This window comes from Luteibacter pinisoli, from assembly GCF_006385595.1.
Lineage (GTDB): Bacteria > Pseudomonadota > Gammaproteobacteria > Xanthomonadales > Rhodanobacteraceae > Luteibacter > Luteibacter pinisoli.
Window position 1 is genome coordinate 1,150,691 of record NZ_CP041046.1, and the last position, 13,205, is coordinate 1,163,895.

10 protein-coding genes are annotated in these 13,205 nt (G+C 67.4%); 6 read left to right on the top strand and 4 right to left on the bottom strand.

The window, feature by feature from the left end; all coding sequences use genetic code 11:
- Positions 1-21: 21 nt before the first annotated feature.
- Positions 22-828: an SDR family oxidoreductase gene (locus tag FIV34_RS05265; protein WP_246058752.1), complete on the top strand. Its 807-nt coding sequence runs from the start codon at positions 22-24 to the stop codon at positions 826-828.
- Here FIV34_RS05265 and FIV34_RS05270 read toward each other — a convergent pair.
- Genes FIV34_RS05270 through FIV34_RS05280 form a run of 3 tightly spaced genes read right to left on the bottom strand, consistent with a single transcriptional unit; the run spans position 819 to position 3,401 of the window.
- Positions 819-1,631: a metallophosphoesterase family protein gene (locus tag FIV34_RS05270; RefSeq protein WP_246058804.1), complete on the bottom strand. Its 813-nt coding sequence runs from the start codon at positions 1,629-1,631 to the stop codon at positions 819-821. The genes FIV34_RS05265 and FIV34_RS05270 overlap by 10 nt on opposite strands.
- 2 nt (positions 1,632-1,633) lie before the next feature.
- Positions 1,634-2,581, bottom strand: a complete 948-nt coding sequence (locus tag FIV34_RS05275; RefSeq protein ID WP_211352713.1) for a diacylglycerol/lipid kinase family protein — start codon at positions 2,579-2,581, stop codon at positions 1,634-1,636.
- A gap of 40 nt (positions 2,582-2,621) precedes the next feature.
- Entirely contained in the window at positions 2,622-3,401 is a 780-nt protein-coding gene (locus FIV34_RS05280; RefSeq protein WP_139980368.1) for a phosphatase PAP2 family protein, read from the bottom strand.
- A gap of 124 nt (positions 3,402-3,525) precedes the next feature.
- Between FIV34_RS05280 and FIV34_RS05285 the strand changes: the two genes are divergently transcribed.
- The 4 genes from FIV34_RS05285 to prpC all read left to right on the top strand — a co-directional run bounded on the left by FIV34_RS05285 (position 3,526) and on the right by prpC (position 9,181).
- Positions 3,526-5,133, top strand: coding sequence for an alpha/beta hydrolase (locus FIV34_RS05285; protein ID WP_139980370.1), 1,608 nt, complete (start codon positions 3,526-3,528; stop codon positions 5,131-5,133).
- A gap of 18 nt (positions 5,134-5,151) precedes the next feature.
- Positions 5,152-7,056 (top strand): propionate--CoA ligase, encoded by a 1,905-nt coding sequence (prpE, locus tag FIV34_RS05290; RefSeq protein ID WP_139980372.1) that lies wholly within the window; start codon positions 5,152-5,154, stop codon positions 7,054-7,056.
- A 70-nt stretch (positions 7,057-7,126) separates the two neighbouring features.
- A complete protein-coding gene (gene prpB, locus FIV34_RS05295) occupies positions 7,127-8,014 on the top strand; it encodes a methylisocitrate lyase (protein ID WP_139980374.1) in 888 nt (295 codons plus the stop codon).
- 12 nt (positions 8,015-8,026) lie between these two features.
- A complete protein-coding gene (gene prpC, locus FIV34_RS05300; protein ID WP_139980376.1) occupies positions 8,027-9,181 on the top strand; it encodes a bifunctional 2-methylcitrate synthase/citrate synthase in 1,155 nt (384 codons plus the stop codon).
- Between the two features lie 675 nt (positions 9,182-9,856).
- Here prpC and FIV34_RS05305 read toward each other — a convergent pair.
- The gene (locus FIV34_RS05305) at positions 9,857-11,875 is read right to left on the bottom strand and encodes an NADPH-dependent 2,4-dienoyl-CoA reductase (protein ID WP_139980378.1); all 2,019 of its coding nucleotides are present in this window, start codon (positions 11,873-11,875) and stop codon (positions 9,857-9,859) included.
- 324 nt (positions 11,876-12,199) lie between these two features.
- On the opposite strand from FIV34_RS05305, the gene FIV34_RS05310 reads away from it, so the two are divergent.
- The gene (locus FIV34_RS05310) at positions 12,200-13,171 is read left to right on the top strand and encodes a hypothetical protein (RefSeq protein ID WP_139980380.1); all 972 of its coding nucleotides are present in this window, start codon (positions 12,200-12,202) and stop codon (positions 13,169-13,171) included.
- Positions 13,172-13,205 lie beyond the last annotated feature (34 nt).

Genomic DNA, 13,205 nt, shown 5'->3' on the forward strand with positions numbered 1-13,205 from the left:
TTCGTTTTCCGGGAGTGCGCCATGGTCCAGCCAAAACATGCCTCGCCCATGCCCGCCGCGGCCGCTGGCGAATGGCCTGGCAAGGTCGTGCTGGTGACCGGCGGCGCCCAGGGCGTCGGCAAGGGCATCGCCCAGGCCGTGCTCGATGCGGGTGGCAGCGTGGTCATCGGCGATCTGGACGCGGAAGCGGGCAAGGCCTGCCTCGACGAATGGAACGTGGGCGAGCGCGCGGCGTTCCACGGGCTCGATGTGTCGAAGGAGGCGAGCGTGAAGCGCTTCGTCGCCCAGGCGCTGCGCCGCTTCGGCCGCATCGATGGCCTGGTGAACAACGCCGGCATCGCGGATCCGCACAACGCCCCCATTGAAGACATGGACTGGGCGGACTGGAAGCACCGCCTCGAGACGAATCTCGGCGGCGTCTTCCTCTGCTGCAAGCACGCCTTGCCTGCGTTGAAAAAAGCCAACGGCGCCATCGTCAACATCTCGTCCACGCGCGCGCACCAGTCGGAGCCGTTCAGCGAAGCCTATGCGGCGAGCAAGGGCGGCATCGTGGCGTTTACCCACGCGCTCGCGATCAGCGCCGGGCCGGTTCGCGTGAACGCGATCAACCCCGGCTGGATCGTCGTGGATGACTGGAAGAAACCGTCGGCGCGAAAGAAGCCGAAGCTGTCGGCGGCCGACCACGCGCAGCATCCCGTCGGCCGTGCCGGCGTGCCACCGGATATCGGTGCGCTGGCCGTGTTCCTGCTGTCGTCGCAGGCCGGTTTCATCACCGGTGAAAACATCAGCGCCGATGGCGGCGTGGCCCGCAGGATGCACTACGTCTGACGGTAGCGATCCAGTGGGATCGTGGTCATGGGCCCGGCGCTGAACTGCTGCGCGCCCTCGTCGAAATTCCACTGCTCGACCAGACACACCGCGCGATCCGACGCGGTATCGTGGCGGATCACGTGTACCGAATTGCTGATGCCTTCGCGAATCCGCGTGGACGTCGCGGTCCCTGCCTGTACGGCCCATAGCTCGCTGGCGAGCTGGCGGGCGTCGTTGTTCAACGGACGCACGTAGGGCAGGTGGATGTGGCCGCCAAGCACGAGGTCCGCGCCTGCCGCCGCCCACGCGCGAATCGCCGCCTCGCGATTGATCAGCAGGTTGCCGACATCCTTCTCGCGGATAACGTGCACTGGTTGATGCGTGACGACGATGCGCAGCTGTGCCTCATCGGCATCGCGTAGCCGCGCGGACACACGTTCGATCTGCGCGTCCGACACGGCGCCGTTCTTGTGTCGTGCCGGGCGCACGGTGTTCACGCCGATCACCAGCGCGTCGGCGCTTGCGTGGACCGGTTCCAGATCGTTGCCGAACACGCGCCGGTAGCCGCCGAACGGATCGAAGGCCCGCGCGAAGACATTCAGCAGCGGCACGTCGTGATTGCCGGGGATGACCAGGGTGGGGCGGCCGTATCCGTCGATGAAACGCCGCGCCGCATCAAATTGCGCGCGGCGTGCCCGCTGCGTGACGTCACCCGAGAGGATGACCAGGGCGGGCGCCATGCGGGTGATCAGCCGGTGCAGGGCGTCGACCACTTCCGGCCTTTCGGTACCGAAATGCGGGTCGGATATCTGGACGATCACGCTCAACCCGGATCCTCCCCGGGCTGCCGCTCGCCATCGGTGATCAGGACCAGCGGGCGCGGTGCCGCGCGGAAGACCAGCGGTGGATCGAGCCATTCGATCTCGCCATCCACGGCGACCTTCATCTTCTCGCGGTGCCGTTTCGGCGTCACCGTGATCTCGCGAAACGCAAAGCTGATGGCGTTCTCCGCATCGCCGAGGCGACCCAGCGCGCCACGCAGGATGAGGCCGAGCATGGTGAGCCGGCCGATGGGTTTCAGCACCAGCCCGGCCAGCGTGCCGTCGTTGCGGAAGACGTCACTGGCTTCCGGCAAGCCGATGATCTCCATCTGCAGGGCGTTGTTGCCGACGAAGAGGGTGGGCGTGCGCAGCTGGCGCGTGCGCGTGCCGTCGCTCACGTCGATGCGCAACGAGCGGTAGCCGCGCATCATCGTCACCAGCCCCGACCACAGGGCCACCAGCCGATGCCGTCCCAGCCGCTGCTTCCACGCCTCGCGGTCTTCCAGCACCTGCGGGTAAAGCCCGAGGCTGCCGTTCACCAGGAACAGCCGGTCGTTCACCATCCCTGCCTGCACGTTGCGTGGCGTGCCGCGCAGGAGGCCTTCCGTCGCTTCGCGCGCATCGGCCGGGATGTTGTGCGACCGGCCGAAGAAGTTGAACGTGCCCTGCGGCAGCACCCCCAGCGGTAGCTGCTCGCGCCATGCGGCGCCCGCCACGCAGTTGATCGTGCCGTCGCCGCCCACCGCGACGACGGCACCCCCTTCATGCTTCGCATGGGCCACGGCGTCGGCGACCACCTCCGTGATCGGATGGTCGTCGTCGATCAGGAAGAACCGGTGCGGCCGGCCCGCGGCCTCCAGCGTGGCGCGGATGGTGTCGCGGGCGGCCGCGGCATCGCCGTGGCCGGAGCCGGCGTTCATGACAATGGCGAGGGGCAGATCGTTGGGCATGCGCCAAACACACCATCCCGCGCGTGTTGTCCGCATGAAATCACGAAGCGGCGCGGCGGCCCTCGCGCAGGCGCACGTATTCGGCGCTGCCGATGCACAGCATCAGCCAGGCCAGGCCGGTGGCGTAGCCCGCGAGCACGTCGCTGAAATAATGCACCTGGAGGAGGATACGGCTCACCCCGACCAGGGTGATCACCGCCACCGCGGCCACCACGATGCCGCGGTGCAGGCGGGGCGGGCAGAGCACCAGCAGCACATAGGCGAGCATGCCGTAGAACACCGTGCATCCCGACGCATGCCCGCTGGGAAAGCTGAAGCTGTGTTCCACCACGAAGCCGTGGTCGTGCAGGGGGCGCTCACGCTGGAACCACGCTTTCAGCGTGCTGTTGATCAGCGCGGTGCCCGCCAGCGAGCCCAGCCAGATGAGGGCGAGCTGCACGTGCCTGCGCACCAGCAGCGCGATCATCACCAGCCCCGTGACCACGGCCAGGCCGATCGGGTTGCCGAGCTGGGTCAGCCACGCGATGGCATGCAGCACGGGCCGCGGCATGTTGGCCCGCAGGTCCGTCGCCAGCGAGGCATCGAAGACGGTAAGGCCCGCGGCTTCGCGCACTTCCACCGCGACGACCGACGCCAGCACGAGCATCGCCACGATCACGGCAGCGGCGGTGGTGGGGCGCAGAAACGCCCGCGCTGAAGGATCCAGCCCTTCACGCCGGCGCACGGCACGCCGCCAGGCGACATCGGCGCCCAGCAGCGCGCAGGCAAGCAGGATGCCCCACAGGGAAAGCGCGTGATGGCTGATCCACTCCGCATTCATGTTTCCGGTCCTCGCTCGTCGCGCGTCCGACTATGGTGGCATGCCCTCCGGCATTTCCTTGCCCCGGGGCCGCATGGCAGGATCGGGCTGCCTGCCGCGCCGCGGCCCGAGAAAGGGAACACCGATGAAGCACACGTCCGTTCGCGCGGCCCTCGCCCTCGCCCTCGTGGCCTGCGGCGCTGCCGCGCATGCCGATAGCGCGCCGCTGGCGCACCGCATCGTCCGGGTCAGCCTGGACGGGGCCACGGACAAAGCCACGTCGGGCCGCCTCCTCGTTTTTGCCGCGCCCGCCGACAAGGCGAAGGCCGCGGCGAAGGACGGCAAGGTCGACGCCGTCGACACCAACCCGTTCCAGCCCAAGGCGGTGTCGGTCGCCGGCCGCGAGGTGAGCTGGATCGCGCCCGGGGAGTCGGTGGACCTCGACGCGGACGGCCAGGCGTTTCCCGCCGGCTTCTCGAGCCTGCCGCCCGGCGACTACCTGTTCCAGGCCGTGCTCGACGTCGGCCACGATTACAACTACAGCGGCCGCCACGCGGGCGACCTGATCAGCGAGGTGACCCCGGTGAAGATCACCGCCGGTGGCAGCCTGCCCACCCTGAAGCTGACGAAGACGGTACCCGAGCGTGACGCATGGCAGCTGCCTCCCAGCGTGCCGCAGGCCGTGCGTGATGCGCTGCCGGAAGCGCGCAAGCACGCGCACGCGGAAACCCTCGAGAGCAAGGTGCTCACCGCGTTCGCCGGGCGCCCGCAGTCCGTGCGCGCCTGGGTGCTGACGCCGCCCGGCTATGAGCTGGGCAAGGCGACCTACCCCGTCGTGTACGTGACCCACGGGTTCGGCGGCGGCTTCGACCGCTTCGCCGGCACCATCGCCAACCTGTGGAACGCGATGGCGACGAAGGAAATGCCACCCATGATCTGGGTGCTGCTCGACGAATCCGGCCCCACCGGCACGCATGAGTTTGCCGATTCGGTGAACAACGGCCCCTGGGGCCAGGCCCTCACCGGCGAGTACATCCCGTGGCTGGAGACCCGCTACCGCATGGACGGCAAGACCAGCGGTCGCTTCCTCAATGGCCACTCTTCCGGCGGCTGGGCCACGTTATGGCTGCAGACGCGCTACCCCCAGATCTTCGGCGGGACCTGGTCCACGTCGCCCGACCCGAGCGACTTCCACGACTTCACCGGCGTCGACCTCTACGCGGCGAACGCCAACGTGTACAAGCGTGCCGATGGCAGTGCCTACCCGCTGGTGCGCGACAAGGGCGAGGTGATCGCGTCGTTCGAAACCTTCGCCCGCCTGGAGCGGGTGCTCGGTGCCTACGGTGGCCAGCTCGCTTCGTTTGAATGGGTGTTTTCGCCGCGCGGGCAGGATGGCCGGCCGATGCCGATGTTCAACCGCGACACCGGTGCCGTGGACGCCAACGTCGTGGCCTACTGGCGCGACCACTACGACATCGCGCAGCGCCTGCGCACGCAGTGGCCGGCGCTGAAGCCGGACCTCGACGGCAAGATCCATGTCATCGTGGGTACGGCGGACACGTTCTACCTCGATGGTTCTGCGAAATTACTCAAAGAAACGCTCGACGGCCTGCATGCGAAGAGCGATATCCGCTTCCTGCCAGGCAAGACGCATTTCGACCTGTATGTGGAAGGCGACGACCGCCAGGCGCTGTTGAAGAAAATCGCGTGGGAGATGTATGGCCAGGCCCGTCCGGGGCAAGGCAAGCCGTAAACCACGGGAGGCATGGGCATGGGGTACGAAGAGGCCTGGCGTCGATCAGTCGATGAGCCGGAGGCGTTCTGGGGCGAACAGGCGTCGCTGATCGACTGGCAGACGCCACCCCAGCGCATCCTCGACGCATCGACGCCGCCGTTCCGACGCTGGTTTGTCGGCGGCATGACCAACCTCTGCCACAACGCCGTCGACCGGCACCTACAAGCCCGTGCCGACCAGAACGCGATCATCGCCGTCTCCACCGAGACGAACAGCACGCGGGAGATCACCTATCGCGAGCTGCACCGTGAAGTGAATGCGTTCGCCGCCACGCTGGTTGAACTGGGCGTGGGCAAGGGCGATCGCGTCATCATCTACCTGCCCAACATCGCGGAAGCCGTGTTCGCGATGCTGGCCTGCGCGCGCATCGGCGCCATCCATTCCGTCGTGTTCGGCGGCTTTGCCGCGCATAACCTGGCGTTGCGCATCGACGACGCCGAGCCCGCGCTGCTCATCTGCGCCGATGCCGGCATGCGCGGTGGCAAGGTCATCCCGTACAAGCCGCTGGTCGATGCCGCGCTGCGCGAAGCGACCTCGCCCCCGCCGCGCGTACTGGTCGTCAACCGCGGCCTCGACGCGGCCATGGCGTGGGTGGAAGGCCGCGATGTCGACTACGCCGAACGGCGCGCCGCGCACCTGGGCGAGACCGTGCCCATCACGTGGCTGGAATCCAACGAGCCGAGCTACCTGCTCTATACCTCGGGGACCACCGGCAAGCCGAAGGGGATACAGCGCGACGTCGGCGGCTACGCCGTGGCGCTCGCGCTGTCGATGACCACGATCTTCGACCTGCAGCCCGGACAGACGATCCTTTGCACGTCGGACGTGGGTTGGGCGGTGGGGCACTCGTACAACGTCTACGGTCCGCTGATCGGCGGTTGCACGGCCATCCTCTACGAAGGCATGCCGACGAACCCGGACCCCGGTATCTGGTGGAAACTGTGCGAGCAGTACGCGGTGCGCACACTGTTCTCGTCGCCCACCGGCATCCGCATCCTGAAAAAACAGGACGAGGCCTGGCTCCGCACCTACGACCTGTCGTCGCTGCAGTGGATCTTCCTCGCCGGCGAACCACTCGACCAGCCGACGTATGACTGGCTCACCCGCGGCACCGGCAAGACGGTGATCGACAACTACTGGCAGACGGAAACCGGATGGCCGGCGCTGTCGCTGATGCCCGGTCTTGACCTGAAGCCGGTGAAGCCCGGCTCGCCGGGGTTTCCTACGTTCGGCTACCGCATGCGCGTTATCGATGAAGCCACGGGCGAGGACAAGGCCGCGGGCGAGAAGGGCGTGCTGGTGATCGAGCCGCCATTGCCGCCCGGCTGCCTCACCACCATCTGGCGTGACGACGAGCGCTACCAGCGCAGCTACTTCGGGCACTTCAAGGCACTGCTTTACAGCTCGCTGGACTGGGCCGTCCGCGACGCGGAGGGTTACACCTTCATCCTCGGCCGCACCGACGACGTCATCAACGTCGCCGGGCATCGGCTGGGCACGCGCGAGATCGAGGAATCCGTGGCCACGCTGGGGGCTGTGGCCGAGGTGGCGGTCGTCGGTGTCGCCGATGAGCTGAAAGGCCAGCTGCCGGCGGTGTTCGCCACCCTGAAGCAGGGTGTGACGGACCACCCGGCCGATGTGGCCCAGGCGATGGAGCGGCGCGTGGTGGAGCTGCTGGGCGCGCTGGCGCGGCCGGGCTGCATCTACGTGGTGCCGGCCCTGCCCAAGACCCGCTCCGGCAAACTTCTGCGCCGCGCCCTGCAGGCCCTGATGCAGGACACCGACCCGGGCGATCTCTCCACCCTCGACGACCCCAACGCGCTCGATGAGATCCGCAAGGCCATCGCCCGTGGCCCGGATTGCGGGCAGCGCCGGGTGTAAGCCACCGCACCGCAACAATCCTTTACCGACGCGCCGCGCTAAAATGCCGGTCTTTACGCGGAGACTTTCCATGCCCTTGCCCCCCTCGGCCGGCAGCCGCTTCCGGGCCGCCCTCGCGGCCGAAAAGCCCCTGCAGGTCATCGGCGCGATCAACGCCAACCACGCCCTGCTGGCGCAGCGCGCCGGGTTCCGCGCCATCTACCTCTCGGGCGGCGGCGTGGCCGCGGGCTCGCTGGGCCTGCCGGACCTGGGCATCAACACGCTCGATGACGTGCTCACCGACGTCCGCCGCATCACCGACGTGTGCGACCTGCCGCTCATGGTCGATATCGACACCGGCTTCGGCCCCAGCGCGTTCAACATCGCGCGCACGGTGAAGAGCCTGATCAAGTTCGGCGCCGCCGCCTGCCACATCGAAGACCAGGTGGGCGCCAAGCGCTGCGGTCATCGCCCCGGCAAGGAAATCGTCACCGCCGGCGAGATGGTCGACCGCGTCAAGGCCGCCGCCGATGCCAAGACGGATCCGGACTTCTTCCTCATCGCCCGCACCGACGCCATCGCGGTGGACGGCGTGGACGCCGCCATCGAGCGCGCCATCGCCTGCGCCGAAGCCGGCGCCGATGCGATCTTCGCCGAGGCCGCTTACGACCTGCCGACGTACAAGCGCTTCACCGATGCGCTCAACGTGCCGGTGCTCGCCAATATCACCGAGTTCGGCCAGACCCCGCTGTTCAGCGTCGAGGAACTCGGCAGCGTCGGCGTGGGCATCGTGCTGTATCCGCTGTCCGCGTTCCGCGCCATGAACAAGGCCGCGGAAAACGTCTACACCGCCATCCGCCGCGACGGCCACCAGCGCAACGTCATCGACACGATGCAGACGCGCGAAGAGCTGTACGACCGCATCGGCTACCACGACTACGAGCGTCGCCTCGACGCACTGTTTTCGCAGAAAGGTTAAGGAGAGTCACGCATGAGCGACACCGCAACCACCACGGGCCCGAAGCCGAAGAAATCCGTCGCGCTCTCCGGCGTCACCGCCGGTAACACCGCGCTGTGCACGGTCGGCCGCAGTGGCAACGATCTGCACTACCGTGGTTACGACATCCACGACCTGGCCGCGAAGGGCTCGTTCGAGGAAGTGGCCTACCTGCTCGTCCACGGCGTGCTGCCCAACTGGATGGAGCTCAACGCCTACCGCGCCAAGCTGAAGCGCCTGCGCGGCCTGCCCGCGCCGGTGAAGAGCGCGCTGGAGCTGCTGCCGGCCGCCACGCACCCGATGGACGTGATGCGCACCGGCGCCTCCGTGCTCGGCACCGTGCTGCCGGAGAAGGACGACCACAACATCACCGGCGCCCGCGACATCGCCGACCGCCTGATGGCCAGCTTCGGCTCGATGCTGCTGTACTGGTACCACTTCAGCCACAACGGCAAGCGCGTCGAGACGGAAACCGACGACGATTCCATCGCCGCGCATTTCCTCCACGTGCTGCACGGCAAGAAGCCGAGTGACCTGCACGCGCATGCGCTGGATCGTTCGCTGGTGCTGTACGCCGAGCACGAATTCAATGCCAGCACGTTCACCGCCCGCGTCATCGCCGGCACCGGTTCGGACATGTACTCGTGCATCACCGGCGCCATCGGCGCGCTGCGCGGCCCCAAGCACGGCGGCGCGAACGAAGTGGCGATGGAAATCATCGCCCGCTACCGCGATACGGCCGAAGCAGAAGCCGACATCCGTGCCCGCGTGGAGCGCAAGGAAATCATCATCGGCTTTGGCCATCCGGTGTATACGGTGTCGGATCCGCGCAACGAGATCATCAAGGAAATCGCCCGCAAGCTGTGCACCGACGGCGGCAATCCGCGTCTGTTCGAGGTCTCGGAGAAGATCGAGAAGCTGATGTGGGAGCTGAAGAAGATGTTCCCGAACCTGGATTGGTACTCGGCATCGGCGTATCACATGATGGGCGTGCCGACGGCGATGTTCACGCCGTTGTTCGTGATTGCGCGTACGTCGGGCTGGAGTGCGCATGTGATCGAGCAGCGCCAGGATGGCAAGATTATCCGCCCGAGCGCGAATTACACGGGGCCGGAAGACCAGACGTACGTTCCGATCGAGAAGCGTTGATCGTTTTGGTTTGAAGGGCGCCGCACGGGTGTGCGGCGCCTTTTTTTGTGCGGTTCATTCGCTGAAGCGAATGCATGTTTTTAGCGGCTGACGCCGCCTGGCTTTTGTGGGGTTCGCGGGGCGGGGACGGCAAGGCCCCTGGTGCCGCCGGACGCAGTCCTTGCGGAGCGGGCCGTAGATCGGCTTTCGCGAAACCCGATCACTGAGCGGCCCTCTGCTTACGTCGGCCCCAGGGGCCTTGCCGCCCCCACAACCACCCATCCGGTTCAGTGCCGCACAAGCTTTACCGCCGCTTTGTAGCAACTGTGTGCGCGACATCTGCTGTCCGCGGACGAACGAGTGTCCGACCCAAGGTCAGCGGACTCGGTGTACCCGCTCTCCCCACACGCAACCTCAGCGATCGGGAGAGCCCTCGGTGCCCACCCTCGAGGCGAGTTTAGTGTCGCGAGGGGGCTGGAAGGATCAGGCCCGCAGGGGGTGGGCCATGGATGGCCCAGCGTTTTCGTCACGGCAGGGAATGTCGTGTCGAAAACCCCCGCCCAGCCACCGGTTCGCGGCCGTAGGCCAATAGATAAACCAGCCGCGTAGCGGCTCTCCTTTTCGAACGCAGAGCGTTGTCTGAGCAGCGAGGGTGGGCACCGAGGGCTCTGTGCCCCAAAGCATAACGGTGAGGCCTTACAGCGCAGCAGCCAAACGCGTCGCCTGGTCAATAGCTCGTTTCGCGTCGAGCTCGGCAGCCACGTCAGCACCACCGATTAAGCGCACATCGACGCCACGCGCCACCAGTCCGTCATGCAACGCACGGTTCGGCTCCTGGCCTGCGCAGACGATCACGTTGTCGACCGGAAGCACATGCTTTTGGCCGTCCATCGTCACGTGCAGGCCTTCGTCGTCGATGCGCTCGTACGACACGCCGCCGAACATCTGCACCTTCTTGTTCTTCAGCGTCGCCCGATGCACCCAGCCCGAGGTCTTGTTCAGGCGGCCGCCGGGGCGGCCGGCGGTGCGTTGCAGCAGCCATACCTGGCGTTCGGGTTTTTCCGGCTGCGCGGGCATCAGGCCGCCGGGGGTCGCCATGGTCATGTCCACGCCCCATTCCTTCGACCATCGTGTGACGTCGGTGGTGGGGGAGGGCGCGGCCTCGGTGAGGAATTCGGCGACGTCGAAGCCGATGCCACCGGCGCCGATGACGGCGACCTTCGCGCCGACCGGGCGGTTGCCGTGCAGTACGTCGAGGTAGGAGAGCACCTTCGGATGCTGCGCGCCTTCGATATCCAGGCCGCGCGGGCTCACGCCTGTCGCGAGGATGATCGTGTCGTAGGCGCCACTGGCGAGTGATTCGACGGTGGCGTCCGTGCCGAGGCGCTGGTCTACGCCGGTCGCGTCGAGGCGGTGGCCGAAGTAGCGCAGGGTCTCGTGGAATTCTTCCTTGCCAGGGATGCGCTTGGCCATGTTGAACTGGCCGCCGATTTCGTGGGCGCGATCGATCAGGGTGACGGCGTGGCCACGCTCGGCGAGCGTCGCCGCCGCGGCGAGGCCGGCGGGGCCCGCGCCGACGACGGCGACGCGCTTCTTCGTGGTCGTCGGGAGGATCGTCAGTTCGGTTTCGTGGCACGCGCGCGGGTTGACCAGGCACGAGGCACGGCGGTTGCCGAACACGTGGTCCAGGCAGGCCTGGTTGCAGGCGATGCAGGTGTTGATTGCGACGGCCTGGTTGGCCTTCGCCTTGTTCACCCACTGCGGATCCGCGAGCAGGGGGCGGGCCATGGAGACCATGTCCGCATCGCCGTTGGCGAGGATCTGTTCGGCGACGTCGGGCATGTTGATGCGGTTGGTGGTGACCAGCGGGATGCCCAGCTGGCCCTTCATGCGCCGGGTGACCCAGGTGAACGCGCCGCGGGGCACGCTGGTGACGATGGTCGGGACGCGCGCTTCATGCCAGCCGATACCGGTGTTGATCAGCGTCGCGCCGGCGGCTTCGATCTTCTTGCCCAGGGTGACGATGTCGTCCCACGGCTGGGCGTTGTCCACCAGGTCGAGCATGGACAGGCGATAGATGATGATGAAGTCCTTGCCCACGGCTTCGCGCATGCGCCGGACGATTTCGACGGGGAAACGCATGCGGTTTTCCGCGCTGCCGCCCCAGGCGTCCGTGCGCTGGTTGGTGCGCGTGGTGAGGAACTGGTTGATCAGGTAGCCCTCGGAGCCCATGACCTCCACGCCGTCGTAGCCCGCGTCGCGCGCGAGCTTCGCGCTGCGCACGAAGGCGTTGATGGTGCGCTCGACGCCGCCGGCGCTCAGGGCGCGGGGGCTGAACGGGGTGATGGGCGACTTGATCGCCGACGGGGCCACGGAAAGCGGGTGGTAGCCGTAGCGGCCGGCGTGCAGGATCTGCATGCAGATCTTGCCGCCCTCCGCGTGCACCGCCTGGGTCACCTTGCGGTGCCGGGCCACATGCCAGGGCATGGACATCGTCCCCGACATCGGCTTCAGCCAGCCGCGCAGGTTGGGCGCGATGCCACCGGTAACGATGAGGCCCACGCCGCCGGCGGCGCGTTCGGCGAAGTAGGCCGCCAGCTTGTCGTAGTCGGCCGCCTTGTCCTCCAGGCCCGTATGCATCGACCCCATGAGGACGCGATTGCGCAGGGTGGTGAATCCCAGGTCGAGGGGGGCGAGCAGGTGCGGGTAGGACACGGGCGGCGGCTCCGGTTCAAACGATCGTTCGAATGATCCCGGTTGAGCCGCCGGGAGGCAAGGGCTGGCGCAGCAAAGGCTGTCGCGACAAGGGGATTTCGTTGCGCCGCACTGGCGTTACGGCGTGTATCAGCCCCTTTACATGAGCAGCGAGCCATTCAGTTTGCGAAATCCGCGCAAACCGCGCTGCACCGCCGTCTCGCCCCCTGCGCGACGGAAGGCACGCAATTTGCTCCGCTCTTACACCCGGCGCGTTGGCAGGACGGTCCGGTCACCCCCGAAAAAACAGGGGTTCCACGTCGCTCGCTCACAGGAGACTCTCCCATGCGTAAGACCCTTATCGCTTCGGCGATCTGCCTCGCTATCGGATTCGCGCTGCCGGCCATGGCCGACGATACCCAGACCGGCGCCGCCGGTCCGACCGCCCAGCGTAAGTCGATCGCGGTGCAGTACACCGACAACTCGTCCTGGGCCGATAGCTCGACCCACACCAACACGACCACCAACACGAACTCGTTCAACACCACCAATGCCGTCGCCAACACGACGCTCAACGGTGCGGTGACCGACAACTCCACGTACAACTTCGGCAACATCGCTGCGAATACCGGCAACGCCAATGGCGCGCGCGGCGCATCGGGTGGCGATGCCTGGGGTGCCAGCGGCCGTGGCGGCAGCGGTGGCGACGGCGGCAATAGCGGACGCTCGACGGCCCGCGGCGCGGTCGGTGGCGACGCTTCCGAAGGCAGCGGCGGCGCTATGGGTGCCAGCCTTGCCTACGGTGGCGACACCAGCGGTGACGGCGGCAACGCGCACGGAAACGGTGGCGACGCCTCCGGTGACGGCGGCGCGGCACGTTCGCGCGGTGCAGGTGGCGGTGCCCCGACGGGTGGCTCAACGGCAAGCACGGGCGGCGGATCGGCCAGCACGGGTGGCGCATCGGCCAGCACGGGCGCCGCGCCGACCTCGGGTGACGCCTCGCCGACCAACACGGGCGGAACGGCCACGGCAGGTAACGGTGGCACCGCAACGGCGAACTCCGGTGCAGCCGGTGCGGCGGGTGCGGGTGGTGAAGGCACCGGTGGCACCAACAACGCTGGCGCGGGCGGGTCGGGTGGTACCGGCGGCTCCAACAGCGTCAACGCCGGTTCGTACGCCATGTCCAACGACATGTCCGGTGCGGGCGCCACGCTCGCTGGCGTGGGCAACTTCGCGATCAATTCGGGCGCGAACGGGCTCATCCAGCAGGGTGTCAGTGTCCAGGCAAGCATCAACATGCCAGCCGCCACGCCGTAACGGACAAGCACAGTGTAGCAATGGAGTCACGGGG